Genomic DNA, 14,081 nt, shown 5'->3' on the forward strand with positions numbered 1-14,081 from the left:
CTCGACATCAAGATATCACCGGGCCTCCCCCTGCGCGGCCGCTCGCGCGTGCGACGGGCCGGCGTCTCGTCAGGCGGTCGTGCCGCTCGCCTTCTCGAGCTCGTCGGACGCCTTGCGCTCGGCCTCGACCGCCCGCTCGTAGGCGCGGTGGTCGTACTCGGGCGTGCCCTGCTTGGCCAGCTCCTCGGTCACCTGCCGCTTCGCTCGCACCAGCCGCTCGGCCAGCTCGTCGTGGGTCGATCCCATCGCCGGTCCTCCCCTCCCGTGGATCCGTGGTCCTGCACGTCCCACGGTAGGCGCCCAGGCCTGCGGCGGCCCGACGAACACGGTCACCGGGTGAGGACCGCCACCGCCTCCACGTGGTGCGTCATCGGGAAGAGGTCGTAGCCCGTCACCGCATCGAGCGTGTAGCCCGCCGCCACGAAGAGCGCGGCGTCGCGCGCGAGCGCGGCCGGGTCGCACGCGACGTAGACCACGCGCCGCGGCGCGAGCGCGGCCACCGCATCGACCACACGCCGGCCGGCGCCCGTGCGCGGCGGGTCGAGGACCACGACGTCGGTTGCCCCGACGCCCGACGCGAGCACACCGCCCACCTCCCCCGCGCGGAGCGTGACCTGCGGGCGGTCGTGCAGCAGCCGGCGGGCGTCCCGGACCGCCCGGTCGTCGCCCTCCACCGCCACGACCCCGCCGCCCTCGCCGACGGCGTCCGCCAGCGGCAGCGTGAAGAGACCGGCACCCGAGTACAGGTCCAGGACGCGGGCTCCGGCCAGGTCGCCGGCTGCGTCCAGGACCGCGCCCACGAGGACCGCCGGTGCCTCGCGGTGCACCTGCCAGAAGCCCGCCGCCGAGACCCGGTACGTCCACCGGCCCGCGGCCGTCGTCACCTGCTCCTGCACGGTGGTGCGCGCGTTGGGCCGCGGGTCCGGCCGCCCGCGCGACAGGTCGAACGGGGCGCCGTCGACGAGCACGACGCCGGCCTGCGCGCCCGCCGGCACGACGGCCTCGATCCGCGCGCCCGCCGGCCAGCGCCGGTCGAACAGCCCGAGCCCCGCGACGGCCTCCGACGCCAGCGGCATGTCGGCCAGCGGCAGCACGTCGTGCGAGCGGTGGCGGTACATGCCCGCGCGACCCGCGCCGTCCACGACCAGGTCGATCCGCGTGCGCCAGGCCAGACCGCCGCGCTCGTCGTCGCCCGGGGCCGCCAGCACCGGCACCGCGCGCTCGTCGTGCGCCAGCCGGCGCAGCTGCTCCTCGAGGACCGCCCGCTTCCAGGCGCGCTGCGCCGGCAGGGCCACGTGGGCCAGCTCGCCGCCGCCGACGCCGCCCGGGCCCGCAGCCGGCCACACCGACGGCACCCGGTCGGGCGAGGCGTCGAGGACGTCGACCGCGTCGGCCCGCCAGAACGACCTGCCCTCCCCGGACTCCGTCAGGCGCGCGCGCACCCGTTCGCCCGGCAGCGCGTGCCGGACGAACACCACCCGCCCGTCCAGCCGCGCGACGCAGTGCCCGCCGTGCGCGACCGGCCCGACGACGAGGTCGACGAGGTCCACGTCCTGGTCAGTAGGCACGCGGGATCGTCCCCGGGGCGTACTCCTCGAGGCCGGTCTGGCCCGCGGTGGACGACAGCTGCCACGGCACCGAGGCCACCACGACCCCCGGGGTGAACAGGAGGCGGGCCTTGAGGCGCAGCGCGCTCTGGTTGTGCAGCAGCTGTTCCCACCAGTGCCCGACGACGTACTCGGGGATGTAGACGACCACCAGGTCCCGCGGGCTGTCGCGATGGATGGAGCGGACGTACGAGATGACCGGCCGGGTGATCTCGCGGAACGGCGAGTCGAGCACCTTGAGCGGCACCGGGATGTCGAGGGAGTCCCACTGCTCCCGCAGCGCGGTGACCTCGTCGGCGTCGACGCCGACGGTGATCGCCTCGATCTCCTGGGGGCGGAAGGCTCGCGCATAGGCCAGCGCGCGCATCGTCGGCCGGTGCAGGTGGGACACGAGGACGATGGCGTGCACCCGGCTGGGCAGCGCCCTCGCCTCGGCGAGGTCGTCGCCCAGCGCCAGCTCCTTGCGCACCCGCGTGTAGTGCCGGTTGATCGCCTTCATGATGACGAACACGCACGCCATGGCGAGGATCGCGATGTAGGCGCCGCGGACGAACTTCGTGATGAGCACGACGACGAGCACGACGCCCGTCAGGAAGAACCCGAAGCCGTTGATGACGCGCGACCGGCGCATCTGGGCACGGCGGGCCTCGTCCTGCTCGGTGGCCAGGACGCGCGTCCAGTGCCTGGTCATGCCGAGCTGGCTGAGCGTGAAGCTCACGAACACCCCGACGATGTACAGCTGGATCAGGTGCGTCACCTGCGCGTGGAAGGCCCAGATGAGGACGATCGCACCCGCGGCCAGCGTGATGATCCCGTTGGAGAAGGCCAGCCGGTCGCCGCGCGTGTGCAGCTGGCGCGGCAGGAACCCGTCGCGGGCGAGCACCGAGCCGAGGACGGGGAACCCGTTGAACGCGGTGTTCGCGGCCAGGACGAGGATCAGGCCGGTGACGACCGCGATCACGACGTACATGACGCCGCGCCCACCGAAGACCGCCGCGGACAGCTGGCTGATCACCGGGTGCTGGACGTAGGAGCTGCCGACCGGCGTGCCACCCGAGAGCAGCTGGTCGGCGGGGTCGTCGGCCAGCTGCAGGTGGGTCGCCCTGGAGAGCAGGAGGATCGACAGCATCATCGTGATCGCGATGCCGCCGAGCAGCGCGAGGGTGGTGGCGGCATTCTTCGACTTCGGCTTCTGGAACGAGGGCACGCCGTTGCTGATGGCTTCGACCCCGGTGAGCGCCGCGGAGCCCGACGCGAAGGCCCGCAGGACGAGGAAGCCGCCGGCCACGCCGGTGAGCCCGGCGTCGTACCCCGCCTCGGGGATCAGGTGGAACCCCGCGCTCTCGGCGAGCGGGAGGGTCCCGGCGACGTAGCGGATGGCGCCGACGACGGCCAGGGCGCCGATCGACGCCATGAAGAGATAGGTAGGGATCGCGAAGGCGGTCCCGGACTCCCTGACACCGCGAAGGTTGATCAGTGTGAGGAGCACGACGACGACGATCGCGAACTCGGTCTCGTGGCCTCGCAGGATCGGCAGCGCGGTCGCCGCGTACTGGGCACCGGAGGACACGGACACGGCCACCGTCAGGACGTAGTCGACCAGCAGCGCCGAGGCCACGGTGACGCCGGCGGTCGGACCGAGGTTCTCGGTCGCGACCTCGTAGTCGCCACCGCCCGAGGGGTAGGCGTGGACGTTCTGCCGGTACGACGCGACGACGGTGATCATGACGACCGCCACCGCGACCCCCACCCACGGCGACACCACCAACGCGGAGGCGCCCACGAGCGAGAGCGTCAGCAGCACCTCGTCCGGCGCGTAGGCGACGGACGAGAGCGCGTCGGAGGCGAACACCGGCAAGGCGATGCGCTTGGGCAGGAGCGTGTGCCCGAGCCGCTCGCTGCGGACCGGGCGGCCGAGGAGCAGCCGCTTCGTGGCATCGGAGATGTCGGGCACGGTGCCCGATGCTATGCCGAAGCCCGTCCCGGGACACGAGGGACGGCCCCGTGCCCCGCGTCGGTATAGCGTTCCGCCTCGTGCACTTCGTCATCATGGGCTGCGGCCGGGTGGGCGCGACGCTGGCCATGTCGCTGCAGAGCCGCGGGCACTCCGTCGCGGTGATCGACCAGAACGCCGACGCGTTCCGGCGGCTCGACGCCTCGTTCGAGGGCAAGAAGGTCACCGGCCTCGGCTTCGACCGGGACACGCTGGCGCAGGCCGGCATCGAGGACGCGTTCGCGTTCGCGGCCGTCGCCGACGGCGACAACTCGAACATCGTGGCCGCCCGCGTGGTGCGCGAGACCTACGGCGTGCAGAACGTCGTCGCTCGCATCTACGACCCGCACCGCGCCGAGATCTACCAGCGCATGGGCATCCCCACCGTCGCCACGGTGAGGTGGACCACCGACCAGGTGCTGCGCCGCCTGCTGCCGATGGGCGCGACCGACGAGTTCCGCGACGCGTCCGGGCAGATCAGCCTGGCCGAGGTCGACGTCCACGCCGACTGGGTGGGCCACCCGCTGCGGCACCTGGAGCGTGCCTCCGGCGCCCGCGTCGCTTTCCTCACGCGCTACGGCGACGGCGTCCTGCCCGACGACCAGACGGTGCTGCAGGAGAGCGACGTCGTGCACGTCCTCGTCCGCGCCGCCGCCCTCCCCGAGGTCGAACGGATCCTCACCCACGCCCCGGAGGTGACCGAATGAGGGTCATCATCGCCGGAGCCGGCTCCGTCGGCCGCTCCATCGCCCGCGAGCTGCTCGCCCACGAGCACGAGGTGACGCTCATCGACCGTCAGCCGACGGCCATGCGCGTCGCCCAGGTCCCCGAGGCCGAGTGGTTGCTGGCCGACGCCTGCGAGCTGCCGACCCTGCGCGAGGTGCGGGCCGAGCAGTGCGACGTCATGGTCGCCGCGACCGGCGACGACAAGGCGAACCTCGTCATCGCGTTCCTGGCCAAGACCGAGTTCGGCGTCCCCCGCACGGTCGCGCGCGTCAACAACCCGAAGAACGAGTGGATGTTCGACGAGGCCTGGGGCGTGGACGTCTCGGTCTCCACGCCGCGCATCATGACGGCGATGGTCGAGGAGGCCGTCGCCGTCGGCGACATCGTCAAGATCTTCACGTTCCACCAGTCGCGGGCCGACATCCTCGAGCTCACCCTGCCCCCGGCGTCTCCGCTGGCCGGCGTGCTCGTCGGGCAGGTGGTCTGGCCTCAGGACACCGTGCTGGCGTGCATCGTGCGCGACACGCGACCCATCGCACCGAGCCCCGACGACACGCTCGAGGCCGGCGACGAGCTGCTCTTCGTCACGGGGCGGGACGTGTCGGAGGAGACGCTGGAGAAGCTGCTGACCGACGGACCAGGCGCCAGCTGAGCCACAGCACGAGCGCCGTCAGCGGCAGCCCCATGACGAGCTTGGCCGTGCCGAGCCACGCCACCTGCGCGCTGCGGTAGAGCGGCACCTGGACGACGAGCCGCAGCGCGAACATCGCCACCCACGGCCAGGTCGCCAGCGCGTACCGGCGTGCCAGCGCGCGGTCGGAGCGCCAGGCCACCACGCGGCCCCACGACCCGCCCGTGAGCGGCCCGCGGTTGTCGAACAGCCCGACGACGAGCCCGACGAGCGGGAACCCGGCGACGATCGTGGCCAGCGTCCCGAGGCCGTAGGCGACGTTCACCCACAGGCCGTAGAGGAAGTAGTCCTCGGCCCGCCCGGTGCGCCACGCCCAGACGACGCCAACCACCACACCGAGCACGCCGGAGAACGCCTGGGTCACGGGCGTGCGCTGCACCACGCGGACGACGACGGCCAGCAGCGCCGCGCCGAGCGACGCGACGAGCGCGGGCACCATGCGCTGGCCGGCCACCAGGTACACGACGACGAAGAGCACACCCGGCGCAACGGACTCGGCGGCGCCCCGCCAGCCGCCGATCGCGTCCGTCGCGGAGAACTCGTCCCCGGTCAGCGCGCGCAGCCCGCGGCCGCCGGCCGCGCCCTCGGACGTCCGCTCGTCGGGCGCCGGCCTCGGCTCACTCACCGGGACGGGGGGCCAGCTCGTAGCGCGGGTTGAACACGGTGCGGCGTCCGTCGACCTCGCACACGAGCCCTTCGGCGCGCAGGCGCCGACCGGGCTCGACGCCGTGGATCTCCCGCCGGCCCAGCCAGACCAGGTCGAGCGACCCGCTGCCGTCGTACAGCTCGGCCTCGAGGGCCGGCACGCCCTCGCGGGGGCGGAGCGTCACCGAGCGGAGCACGCCCGAGACCGTCGCGCGAGCGCGGGAGCTCAGGTCCGCGACGGGCGTGCAGCCGACCGATCGGGCGGATTGCTCACGCTCCTCGACGGCCTCGATCTCCGCGCGGGAGGCCAGCGCCTGGTGCAACCGTTGCTTGAAGCCCATGTCAGCGGATCTCCGTGATCTCGGGACCGCGCGTCAGCGGGTCGAAGTCGGGTTCCGGGCGGGGCTCGTCGGAGACCGGGGCGAGCCCCGTCGCCGCGCCCGGCAGCTGCAGCGCCAGCAGGTCGCGGGGCGGGCGCGCCTCGGTGCCACGCACGACCACCGTCTGCGCGAACACCTGCTCGAGCCGCTCGGCGGCGGCCGGGTCGACCGCGGCCTTGCCCGTGATGACGCCCCGCAGGAACCAGCGCGGGCCGTCGGCGCCGACGAACCGCGCCGGGCGGTGCCCGGTGCGACCCTCGGGCGTGCGGACGGGCATGCGTGCGAGCAGCTCGCGCCCGAACGGGCCCGGCAGGTCGTCGACGGTGCCGCCCTGCTGGGTGATCGACTGGGCGATCTCGGCACGGATCTCGTCCCAGATCCCCTCGGTGCGCGGGGCGGCGAACGCCTGGACCTGGAGCACGGACTCGTCGAGGGACACGGAGACGCCCGTGACCACGCCGGTGCTCTGGTCGACCTCCATCCGGAACTCCATGCCCTGGAGGCCCGGGACGCGCACGGCACCGAGGTCGACGCGTGCCAGGTCGGGCACGTCGTCGTCGACGTCCCACGGCCCGCCGGTGCGCGCGGCCGCCGGCTCGTCGTCCGACGTGAGCTCGGAGCCGTCGGTGACCGGTGCGGTCTCGTCGGGCGCCACGTCGTCGGTGGTGGCGTTCTTGGCGCCACGCCGGAACAAGGCCACGGTGCTTCTCTCCTCCTGGCGTGCTGGGCACGCGTCGTGATGCGTCAGTTCCCAGTGTCGCTCGTCGGCGCGGCTGGTGCGGACCAGCCGCCGCTGGACCCGAACCCGCCGTCGCCCCGGTGCGAGCCCGGAAGGCGCTGCGCCTCGACGAACCGCGCGCGCTCGACGCGCTGCACGACGAGCTGGGCGATGCGGTCGCCCCGCCGCAGCACGACCGGCTCGGCGGGATCGGTGTTGAGCAGGGTCACGGCGATCTCGCCGCGGTAGCCGGCGTCCACGGTGCCGGGGGCGTTGACGATGGTCAGGCCGTGCCGGGCCGCCAGGCCGGAGCGGGGGTGCACGAACGCCGCGTACCCGTCCGGCAGGGCGATCGCGATGCCGGTCGGGACCGTCACGCGCGCCCGCGGCGCGAGGGTGACGTCGATGCGGGTGACGAGGTCGGCACCCGCGTCGCCCGGGTGCGCGTAGGCCGGGAGCGGGAGCTCCGGGTCGAGGCGTTGGATGAGAACCTCGATGCTCGGCTCGGTCACGGTGGCCGACCCTACCTGCTGGCGCGCCGAATCACGCCGATCGGCGACGATGCGATGCTTGCGCCCGTGACCGCCCCCTTCCACGAACGGCTGTGGCCCGGCCCGGCCGGGTGGCTCGTCGCCGCCGGGCTCGGCGCGCTGGTCGGGCTCGTCCTCTTCCCCGTGAGCATCGCCCTGGCGTGGGGGGTGGGTGCCGTGGCCGTCGTGCTGGGGCTCGTCGCCGCCGCTGCCCTGACGCCGCAGGTCGCGATCGCGGGCGGCGAGCTGCGCGCCGGCTCCGCGCACATCCCGGTGGACCTGCTCGGCGAGGCCACGCCGCTGTCCGGGGACGCGCTGCGCTCGGCCCTCGGCCCCGAGCTCGACGCGCGCGCCTTCGTCTGCCTGCGCGGCTGGGTGCACTCGGCCGTCCGCGTCGAGCTCTGCGACCCGCAGGACCCGACGCCGTACTGGATCGTCTCGACGCGCCGTCCCGGCGAGCTGGTCGCGGCGCTCGCCGAGGTCCGTCAGGCCTGAGAGCCGCGCATGACAACGGCCGGCTCCCGGAAGGGAACCGGCCGCGCTGGGGGTGCGTGGCGTCAGGCCGCGCACTCCGTGCAGACGGGCTGCCCGTCGCGCTCGTACGCCAGCTGGCTGCGGTGGTGCACCAGGAAGCAGCGCGAGCACGTGAACTCGTCGGCCTGCCGCGGCAGGACCCGCACCGACAGCTCCTCGCCGGACAGGTCGGCGCCCGGCAGCTCGAAGCCTTCGGCAGCCTCGGTCTCGTCCTCGTCAACAACACCCGAGTTCTTGTCCGAGCGGCGTGCCTGGAGCTCCTGGAGGGAGTCCTCGGTGAGGTCCTCCTCGAGCTTGCGCGGTGCGTCGTAATCGGTCGCCATGTGGGCTCGCATTCGTTGCTCGACGTCTGTTACGTGTCTCTCGTACGGGTGCTCAAGCGCCACGGGGGGTGTTTTGTTCCCACCTCCGGCGCACTGCGCGGAGGGATTGTGCACCATGTCGGCGAGCGGCGCGAACGGCGACCCGCGGGGCGCGCCGTCAGGCGTCCGAGTCGGCGCCCAGCTCCTCCAGCAACGGCGTCAGGCGGGCGACGACGGCGGGCGGCCCGGCGACGGTCATCTCGTCGCTCGCGGGCTCGCCGCGCAGCCCGACGACGACCCCGCCGGACTCCGTGACCACCAGCGAGGCGCCCGCCAGGTCCCACGGCTGCAGCCCCCGCTCGTAGTGCGCGTCGAGCGATCCCGCGGCCACCGAGCACAGGTCGACGGCCGCCGACCCCAGCCGCCGGATGTCGCGCACCCGCGGCAGCAGCGCCGCGACGACGCGACCCTGGACCGCCCGCCGCTGCGCGAGGTAGCCGAAGCCGGTGCCGAGCAGGCAGCCCGCCAGGTCGTCGGGCCCGGCGCCCATGGTCAGGCGCACGCCGTCGAGCCACGCGCCCGCGCCGCGCGCGGCGGTGTAGGTCAGCCCGAGGGTCGGGGCGTGCACGCACGAGGCGAGCACGGTCCACGTGCGGGGGTCCGGCGCCACGCCGGCCGGGCCGGTCACCGCCGCGACGGACACCGCGTACGACGGCTGCCCGTAGAGGTAGTTGACCGTGCCGTCGATCGGGTCGACCACCCAGGTGACGCCGCTGCCGCCCGGCTGCCAGCCGCGCTCCTCCCCCAGCACGCCGTCGTCCGGACGCAGCTCGGCCAGCCGCCGGCGCAGCAGCTCCTCGGACGCGTAGTCCATCGCCGTCACGACGTCCTGCGGGCTCGACTTCGTCGCGGCGACCGTCACGCGGTCGGGCCGCCCGTCCGACACCAGCGCTCCCGCCTCGCGGGCCACCCGCTCGGCGACACCCATCAGCTCCGTCACGTCCACGTCCACCGCCGTCACGTGGCCCATCCTCCCCCAGGGTCCGCCACACCGGGGCGAGGTGCACCGCCCGTGCCCGATCGGGTGAGAACCTGGACACCGCGAAGGGAGGCAGCATGGGCGAGGTCGAGCTTGTGGGCCTGCACGACGACGGCGAGCACCTGATCCTGGCCACCTCCGACGGCCAACAGTTCCGGCTGCGGATCGACGAGCCGTTGCGCGCCGCCGTGCGCCGCGACCGTCCCCAGCTCGAGCAGCTGCGCGCCGAGCGGGCCAGCGTCATGGCGCCGCGCGAGATCCAGGCCCGGATCCGCGCCGGCGCCACCGCCCAGGAGGTCGCCGACTCGGCCGGCCTGCCGATCGCGGCCGTGCGGCGCTACGAGGGCCCGGTCATCGCCGAGCGCGAGTACATCGCCGAGCTCGCCCGCGACACGCCGGTGCGCCACGAGACGGGCGCCCCGACGCTCGGCGACCTGGTGACCGACCGGCTCGCGGCGCGTGGCGTCGACGTCGCCAGCCTCTCGTGGGACGCGGCACGCGAGGGATCGCTGCCCTGGACGGTCCTGGCGCGCTTCGAGGTGGCCGACGAGGCCCGCGAGGCGCAGTGGGCGTTCGACGTCTCCGCCCGCGTGCTGACGGCGTCCGACGACGAGGCGCGCTGGCTCTCCGAGACCGAGCTCGACGAGCCCGTGGCGCGCCGCCATCTCGCCGCGGTGCGGGACGTCGTGTTCGACGTCACCGTCGGCGCCCACGCCGACCCGGACCCGGAGCCGGCGCCCGCCGACCGCACCGCGGTGATGCTCGACGCCCTCTCGGCGCGTCGCGGCCACCGGCAGCCGGTCGAGGTCGAGGACGACGGGGAGGCCTTCGAGGGGTTCGGCCCCCAGCACGCGTTCGACTTCGGCTTCGACGCCGCACCGCCGGGAGCCCACCCGGTGGACGTCGAGCCCGAGGCCGAGGCGAGGGTCTACCCGCGCCCGGTGGCGGTGGTGCCCCGCGAGGAGGCCCTGCCGGCGCCCGAGCCGCTTCCGATGCCCCCCGCCGACGCCGAGCCGGTCGCGGCCCACGCCGACGAGCGTCCCCGTTCGCGCCGCGGGCGCGCCAAGGTGCCGAGCTGGGACGAGATCGTCTTCGGCGCCAGGCCGGAGTAGCGGCTCAGGCCGTCCCGGCCAGCTCGTCCCGCCAGTCGTTCACCTCGCCGATCAGGCGCGCGAGGACCTGGTCCAGCTCCCCTCCGAACGCCGTCGCGCTCGCGGCGGCCTGCCGCTCGCCGGAACGGGCCTGCGTCAGGATGCGACCCGCCAGCCGGTGGAACTGCGCGTGCAGGTCGAGCACGGGCGCGTAGTGGACCGAGCCGCGGGCGTCCGCGCGGATCTCGCCGTGCAGCCAGGTGCCGAAGGCGCAGCGGTCGTCGGCGGACACCACCGCCGGCTCGTGCGGGGACCGCCCGGTGGCCACCGCCTCCATGAGGCGCACCTTCCACGCGCCGTGGGCCCCGATCGCCGCCGTCAGGCGGTCCGCGGTGCCCGTGCCGGGGACCGTCCGGACACCGCTGCCGAAGTACGCCTGCAGGCCGCCGTCGAGCCCCGCGGCCTCCTCCTGGAGGTGGCCGTTGAGCCGCCGCACGCGGGCGGCCTCGCCGCGGGCGGCGCCGACGGCGCCGGACAGCGAGGACAGCCGGCGCGACACGTCGCTCACCGCGCCGGCGCCCTCGGCGACGTCGCGGGCGATCTGGGCGGTGACCGTGGTCTGCTCCTCGACGGAGGCGGCGACGGTGCTGGTCATCTGGCCGATCTCCTCGACGAGCAGCGCCGTCTCGGAGATCCCCGTGGTCACCGCCGCCGTGCCGTCGAGCAGCGCCCGGACCCGCTCGTCGATCTTGGTGGTCGCCTCCGCCGTCTCGTTGGACAGCTCCTTGACCTCGCGGGCGACGACGGCGAACCCCTTGCCCGCCTCCCCCGCACGCGCCGCCTCGATCGTCGCGTTGAGCGCCAGCAGGTTCGTCTGGCGGGCGACCTGGGCGATGAGGTTGGAGACGTCGGCGATGTCGTGCGCCAGCACCTCGAGGGCCGCCATGCTGCGGCTCGCCTGCTCGGCGTTCGTCACCGCGCCCTGCACCGCGTGCGCGGCCTGCGCCGTCCGGGCCGAGACCTCGCGCAGCGACGTGGAGAGTTCCTCGGCCGCGCTGGCCAGGGAGCCGATCGTCGTGCTCACCTGCTCGGAGGCCGCGGCGACGGCCTGCGCCTCGGCGTCGGCGGTGGTGCACCGCGCATCGAGCGCGGCGGCGGCGCCGACCAGCCCGACCACGGTCGCCGAGACGCTGACCGCGGTGGCGCCGACCTCGTCCAGCAGCCTGGTCGCGGACGCGGCCTCGGCGTTCCGGCCGTCCTGCTGGGCAGACCTGCTCCGGTGAGTGAGCACCCCTGCGTCACAACCTCTCGTCGTCTCGGAAGCGCACGACGAGCGCGCGGTGCCAGGCCCGGGCCCAGGACCGCGCTGCGTCCCGTCACAGCGGTCCCCATCGACCGATGACGAGCCGTCTGATGGGACCTTCAGCCCTGATCGGCCACGGCGGCGTCGAGGGTCTGCGGCTCCAGCGCCTGGGCGCGCGCGACCGCCTGCGTCATGTGCCGCATGTGGTGGCGCCGGCACAGCACCTCGTACGCGATCTTCGCGCCGGCCACCGTGTCGCCCACGACCACCTGCTCGCCCTCGACCACCATGACGCCGTCGACGGTGCGCGCCTGGTGGGTCGCCGCCGCGCCGCACCAGCACAGCGACTTCACCTGGAGCACCTCGACGCGGTCGGCGAGCTCGACGAGCCGGGCCGAGCCGGGGAACAGCCGCGCACGGAAGTCCGTGGTGATGCCGAACGCGTAGACGTCGACGCCGAGCTCGTCCGCCACGCGGGCCAGCTGCTCCACCTGCAGGGCCGTGTAGAACTGCGCCTCGTCGGCCACGACGTAGTCGACGGGCTCACCGTGCAGGCGGCGGTCGATCACCTCGGCCCAGAAGTCGGTCTCGTCGTCCACCTCGAGGGCGGGCTGCTCGAGCCCGAGGCGCGACGAGATCACCGCGCGGCCCGCGCGGTCCTGCCGCGTGAACAGCAGGCCGTCGCGGCCCCGTGCCGCGTGGTTGTGCGCCGTCTGCAGGGCCAGGGTCGACTTCCCGCTGTCCATGGTCCCGGAGAAGAACACCAGCTCGGACACCGTCAGATCCTCACGTCAGCGTGACCAGCCACGGCACCATCATCTCGGTCGGGGTGAGCGACCCGTGGACCCCCACGAGCGCGATCGCCTCAGGCGTCTGGGTGCGCGAGTCGACGATCGTCGCGCGGCCCCGCATCGCGACGACGAGGTCGCCCACCACCGGGGACATCTCCTCGCGCACCGGCCCGAACCAGCCGTCGACCACCGCCTGCTCACGCGTGACGACGAGGGCCGCGTCGCCCAGGTGCGCGCGCCACCGGTCCCGCACCGCGTCGGCGTCGGCGCCCGGCGTCAGGTGGACGTGGAGCGCGCGCGGCTCCCCCGCCACCAGCTCGACGTCCCGTGACAGCACCGGGTCGGTCGAGGCGTCCCAGCGCTGGGACGCGTCGTGGTCGACCATGCCGTGGTCGGCGGTGACGGCGAGCACCGTGCCCCGCGGCAGCCGCCGCGCGAGCGCGCCCAGGCTGCCGTCGACCGCCGCCAGCACGTCGCCCCACTGCCAGGACTCCCAGCCGAACCGGTGGCCCGTCTTGTCGGCCTCGCCCCAGTAGAGGTAGGCGACGCCGGGGCGGCGGAGCGCGTCGACCACGGCGTTGACGCGGTCGTCGGCCGAGTCGGCGCCCCGGTACGCCGGCCCGCGCAGGGCGGCACGCGTCAGGCCCGAGCCGGCGAACCGGGTGGGGCCGACGCTCGTCACCGGGACCCCGGCGGCGATCATCTGCTCGGGGACGCTCGGCGCGGGCTGCCAGGCCACCGGGTCGGGCAGGTCGCTCCAGGACACCATCGTGCCCAGGCGGCCCGTGCCGGGGTTGCGCACGGTGTAGCCCAGCATGCCGGTCTGCCCGGGACGCAGGCCCGTGCCGAAGCTGCCCATCGCGGTGGCGGTCGTCGAGGGGAAGGTGGTCGTCAGGGGCGTCGAGGCGCCCAGCAAGCCGCGCAGGAAGGGCGCGTGCCCCGCACGCTCCGCGAGGTTGGCGTGCCCGAGGCCGTCGACGAGGACCACGCAGGCGCGCGAGGCGGTCGGCAACCCCAGGCTGCGGCGGGCCTCGGCGGCCCCCGTCACGTCACCGCCCACGACGCCGGCGATCCCGGGCAGCACGTCGCCGACCCACGGCCCGGGGGCGCCGGGGCGCACCAGCCCGTCGACGAACCCGCTCATCGAGCGGCGGTCGCGGCCGACAGCTGACGCGCGAACGCCACCGCGGCGCGCACGGCCTGCGCACCCTCGGCCGCCGCGCTGACCCGCACGACGACGTCGTCGGGCGACAGCGTCCCGGTCATGCCGTGGTCCGCCTCGCACTGCGGGTCGTCGCAGCCGGCCGGCTCGAGGTCGATGCGGCTCACCGAGCCCCAGCCGAGCGCGAGCGTCACCTCGACCCGGGCGTCGCCGGCGTGGTGGCGCTGCGGGTCGGAGACGACGTGGGTGAGGGCGACCGAGCGCACCTCGCGCAGCGGCACCGCCTCCGTGGTCGCGGCCGCCGAGGCCGAGGGGTGCTCCCGGTCCGCGGGGTGGTCGTCGACGTGCGCGACGACCAGGCGCGTCGGCGTCAGCACCAGCACGGTGACGTGACGGCGCACCTCGGAGGCGTCGAACGTCGTCTCCGGCTGCACGAGGTGGGCAACCACCGGCTCGTCGGCCAGCGCGACGTCCAGGACGTCCGCGACGAGCTCCGGGTAGTAGCCGGCACGGTCGAGGTCGCGGTGCAGTTCGGCGATCAGCGGCACCCGCCCATCCTCCCATCCCGG

General features: G+C 74.6%; 17 protein-coding genes. 4 read left to right on the forward strand and 13 right to left on the reverse strand.

What is annotated here, in order from left to right; translation table 11 throughout:
- Positions 1-69 precede the first annotated feature (69 nt).
- The 3 genes from BGO37_RS11755 to BGO37_RS11765 form a co-directional block, all read right to left on the reverse strand.
- A complete protein-coding gene (locus BGO37_RS11755) occupies positions 70-246 on the reverse strand; it encodes a translation initiation factor 2 (protein WP_291755077.1) in 177 nt (58 codons plus the stop codon).
- An 83-nt stretch (positions 247-329) separates the two neighbouring features.
- Positions 330-1,568 carry a class I SAM-dependent RNA methyltransferase gene (locus BGO37_RS11760; RefSeq protein ID WP_291755079.1) on the reverse strand — a complete coding sequence of 413 codons (1,239 nt, stop codon included), beginning with the start codon at positions 1,566-1,568 and terminating at the stop codon, positions 330-332.
- A complete protein-coding gene (locus BGO37_RS11765; protein ID WP_291755081.1) occupies positions 1,558-3,561 on the reverse strand; it encodes an APC family permease in 2,004 nt (667 codons plus the stop codon). Before BGO37_RS11765 ends, BGO37_RS11760 begins: the two co-directional genes overlap by 11 nt.
- A gap of 95 nt (positions 3,562-3,656) precedes the next feature.
- Between BGO37_RS11765 and BGO37_RS11770 the strand changes: the two genes are divergently transcribed.
- Both BGO37_RS11770 and BGO37_RS11775 read left to right on the forward strand, forming a co-directional pair.
- Positions 3,657-4,307 carry a TrkA family potassium uptake protein gene (locus BGO37_RS11770; protein ID WP_291755212.1) on the forward strand — a complete coding sequence of 217 codons (651 nt, stop codon included), beginning with the start codon at positions 3,657-3,659 and terminating at the stop codon, positions 4,305-4,307.
- Complete coding sequence (locus BGO37_RS11775; protein ID WP_291755082.1) at positions 4,304-4,978, forward strand: TrkA family potassium uptake protein; 675 nt, start codon at positions 4,304-4,306, stop codon at positions 4,976-4,978. Before BGO37_RS11770 ends, BGO37_RS11775 begins: the two co-directional genes overlap by 4 nt.
- On the opposite strand, the gene BGO37_RS11780 is transcribed toward BGO37_RS11775, so the two are convergent.
- The 4 genes from BGO37_RS11780 to dut are packed head-to-tail and all read right to left on the reverse strand — an operon-like array spanning position 4,911 to position 7,272.
- Entirely contained in the window at positions 4,911-5,642 is a 732-nt protein-coding gene (locus tag BGO37_RS11780; protein ID WP_291755083.1) for a DUF3159 domain-containing protein, read from the reverse strand. The genes BGO37_RS11775 and BGO37_RS11780 overlap by 68 nt on opposite strands.
- Positions 5,635-6,003: an OB-fold nucleic acid binding domain-containing protein gene (locus BGO37_RS11785; RefSeq protein ID WP_291755084.1), complete on the reverse strand. Its 369-nt coding sequence runs from the start codon at positions 6,001-6,003 to the stop codon at positions 5,635-5,637. Before BGO37_RS11785 ends, BGO37_RS11780 begins: the two co-directional genes overlap by 8 nt.
- A gap of 1 nt (position 6,004) precedes the next feature.
- Entirely contained in the window at positions 6,005-6,742 is a 738-nt protein-coding gene (locus BGO37_RS11790; protein WP_291755086.1) for a DUF3710 domain-containing protein, read from the reverse strand.
- 44 nt (positions 6,743-6,786) lie between these two features.
- Positions 6,787-7,272 (reverse strand): dUTP diphosphatase, encoded by a 486-nt coding sequence (dut, locus tag BGO37_RS11795; protein WP_291755088.1) that lies wholly within the window; start codon positions 7,270-7,272, stop codon positions 6,787-6,789.
- A 66-nt stretch (positions 7,273-7,338) separates the two neighbouring features.
- On the opposite strand from dut, the gene BGO37_RS11800 reads away from it, so the two are divergent.
- The gene (locus BGO37_RS11800; protein WP_291755091.1) at positions 7,339-7,785 is read left to right on the forward strand and encodes a DUF3093 domain-containing protein; all 447 of its coding nucleotides are present in this window, start codon (positions 7,339-7,341) and stop codon (positions 7,783-7,785) included.
- Positions 7,786-7,847: 62 nt separating this feature from the next.
- Here the strand turns inward: BGO37_RS11800 and BGO37_RS11805 are convergent, their stop codons facing one another.
- Both BGO37_RS11805 and BGO37_RS11810 read right to left on the reverse strand, forming a co-directional pair.
- Entirely contained in the window at positions 7,848-8,147 is a 300-nt protein-coding gene (locus tag BGO37_RS11805) for a DUF4193 domain-containing protein (RefSeq protein ID WP_291755093.1), read from the reverse strand.
- Positions 8,148-8,304: 157 nt separating this feature from the next.
- Entirely contained in the window at positions 8,305-9,114 is an 810-nt protein-coding gene (locus BGO37_RS11810) for an inositol monophosphatase family protein (RefSeq protein WP_291755214.1), read from the reverse strand.
- A gap of 128 nt (positions 9,115-9,242) precedes the next feature.
- Between BGO37_RS11810 and sepH the strand changes: the two genes are divergently transcribed.
- The gene (sepH, locus tag BGO37_RS11815; RefSeq protein ID WP_291755094.1) at positions 9,243-10,277 is read left to right on the forward strand and encodes a septation protein SepH; all 1,035 of its coding nucleotides are present in this window, start codon (positions 9,243-9,245) and stop codon (positions 10,275-10,277) included.
- 4 nt (positions 10,278-10,281) lie between these two features.
- Here sepH and BGO37_RS11820 read toward each other — a convergent pair whose 3' ends face one another.
- The 4 genes from BGO37_RS11820 to BGO37_RS11835 form a co-directional block, all read right to left on the reverse strand.
- The gene (locus BGO37_RS11820) at positions 10,282-11,547 is read right to left on the reverse strand and encodes a methyl-accepting chemotaxis protein (RefSeq protein ID WP_291755095.1); all 1,266 of its coding nucleotides are present in this window, start codon (positions 11,545-11,547) and stop codon (positions 10,282-10,284) included.
- A gap of 131 nt (positions 11,548-11,678) precedes the next feature.
- Positions 11,679-12,335, reverse strand: a complete 657-nt coding sequence (locus BGO37_RS11825; RefSeq protein ID WP_291755099.1) for a thymidine kinase — start codon at positions 12,333-12,335, stop codon at positions 11,679-11,681.
- A 10-nt stretch (positions 12,336-12,345) separates the two neighbouring features.
- Positions 12,346-13,494: an alkaline phosphatase family protein gene (locus tag BGO37_RS11830; RefSeq protein WP_291755101.1), complete on the reverse strand. Its 1,149-nt coding sequence runs from the start codon at positions 13,492-13,494 to the stop codon at positions 12,346-12,348.
- Positions 13,491-14,060: a DUF5998 family protein gene (locus BGO37_RS11835; RefSeq protein WP_291755103.1), complete on the reverse strand. Its 570-nt coding sequence runs from the start codon at positions 14,058-14,060 to the stop codon at positions 13,491-13,493. The genes BGO37_RS11830 and BGO37_RS11835 overlap by 4 nt, the downstream gene beginning before the upstream one ends.
- Positions 14,061-14,081 lie beyond the last annotated feature (21 nt).

The sequence above is a fragment of the Cellulomonas sp. 73-92 genome (genome assembly GCF_001898175.1).
In the GTDB taxonomy this organism is placed as follows: Bacteria; Actinomycetota; Actinomycetes; order Actinomycetales; family Cellulomonadaceae; genus Cellulomonas.